The 1,965-nt window shown below is 69.7% G+C and carries 1 protein-coding gene; it reads left to right on the top strand.

From position 1 onward, the window contains the following. Nucleotides 1-346 precede the first annotated feature (346 nt). The coding region (locus tag GFH49_RS01740; RefSeq protein WP_155053937.1) for a recombinase family protein at nt 347-1,965 on the top strand (1,619 nt) is incomplete at its 3' end.

The following is a 1,965-nucleotide window of genomic DNA, read 5'->3' as shown; positions in this document are numbered from 1 at the left end:
CTGCTTCATGTCCCGCCAGCCGCGTTCAAGGAGCAAGCCGCAGTGCTGACATAGACGAGGACGCGACGGGGAATGTCCCTGTCATCGGGGTTGATGCCCTGTTGGCGCTGGCCGGAACGGTCCGCCTGCTGCGGGACCGGCAGAGCGAGACGGGCGAGGGGGGTGGGTCGCGGTGGCAGGAGGAGACGCGGCTGTGCCCCCCAGTCGAAGCCCGCGATAGCGGGCGCCCCGAGCTGGGAGTCGTTCCCGGAGGTGAACCGGGTGGTGGTCCAGCGGTTGCTGGGCCTGCTGGTGGAACGGATGGCGACAGCGACACCTCCCGGGAGCCGGGACGGGGGTGCGGGCGATGACGACGGTCAGGCGGCCGTGGGAGCGGCTGGAGGGCAAGGTCCAGCCGTGGCATCGTGATCGTCTTGCCGCGGTGTATGTCCGGCAGTCGACTGCCGGCCAGGTCAAGGACCATCAGGAGTCCACGCGGCTGCAGTATGCGCTGGTCGAGCGAGTGGTCGCGCTGGGGTGGCCGGCTTCGCGGGTGCTGGTGATTGATGAGGATCTGGGGCATTCCGCGTCCGGGGTCGATGTCCGGCCCGGTTTTCAGCGTCTGGTCTCCGAGGTGGGCCTGGATCATGTGGGGATCGTGCTCGGGATCGAGATGTCGCGGCTGGCGCGGACGGGCCGCGAGTGGCATCAGCTGCTGGAGTTGTGCGCGTTGTCGGGGGCTCTGCTCGCGGACCCGGACGGTGTCTACGACCCCGTTGATCACAATGACCGGCTGTTGCTGGGGCTGAAGGGGACGATCAGTGAGGCGGAACTGCACCTGATCAAACAGCGGATGTGGTCCGGGCGGCTGGCGAAGGCCCGGCGCGGTGAGCTGGTCGTGGCGCTGCCGGTCGGTTACGTGCGCCGCCCGTCCGGCGAAGCGGTCCTGGATCCCGATGAGCAGGTCCAGGCCGTGGTCCGCCTCGTCTTCGATCTGTTCGACCGGCTTGGGACGGTCAACGCGGTGCTCTGTTATCTGGCCGACAACAGCATTCAGTTGGGGGTGCGGCTGCGCGAGGGGCCCGAGCGGGGGGAGTTGCGGTGGCGTCGTCCCAGCCGGGCCGGAGTGCAGAACATGCTCCGTCATCCGGCTTACGCTGGAATCTACGCCTACGGCCGCAGCAGGATCGATCCGCGGCGCCGTCAGGCGGGGCGGCCGTATACCGGCCGGGTGCGTACCGAGCGTGAGGACTGGTACGTCTACCTTCCGGGCCTGCTGCCCGCCTATATCAGCGTCGAGCGGTACGAGCGGAACTTGCAGCGGATGGACGCCAACCGGGCCCGGGCCGAGAGTATCGGCGTGGTGCGCGACGGGCCGGCCCTGCTGGCCGGGCTGGTGGCCTGCGGGCGCTGCGGGAAGAAGATGTCGGTGCGCTACCAGCGCGGGGCGGGCGGGAAGCTGCACCCGGCCTACGTCTGCGGCTCGGACAAGACGACCTTCGCGACCGGGCAGTGCCAGCAGCTGGCCGGCGGCTGCGTGGACGAGCACGTCACGGTGTTGCTGCTGGCCGCGATGGCCCCGGCCGCCGTCGAGGTGTCCCTCGCCGCCGCCGAGCAGGTCCAGGCCCAGCGCGCCCAGGTGGACCAGATCTGGCGGCAGCGCCTGGAGCGGGCCGAGTTCGCCGTGGACCGGGCCCGGCGCCAGTACCAGCTCGCCGAACCCGAAAACCGCCTGGTCGTACGACAACTGGAGAAGGACTGGGAGAATGCGATGGGCGAGCGGCAACGCCTGCAGGAGGAGTACGAACGTTTCCTGGCCGTGCGGCCCCGCACCCTCAGCGCCGCCGAGCGTGAGCAGATCCGCGCTCTGGCCGCTGACGTCCCCGGCATCTGGCATGCTCCCACGACCAGCGACGCGGACCGCAAGCAGCTGATCCGGCACCTGGTCGAGAAGGTCCACATCGAGGTGATCGGCACCAGCGAGAA

The organism is Streptomyces blattellae (assembly GCF_009709555.1).
Lineage (GTDB): Bacteria > Actinomycetota > Actinomycetes > Streptomycetales > Streptomycetaceae > Streptomyces > Streptomyces blattellae.
This window is presented reverse-complemented; position numbering and strand designations above follow the sequence as displayed.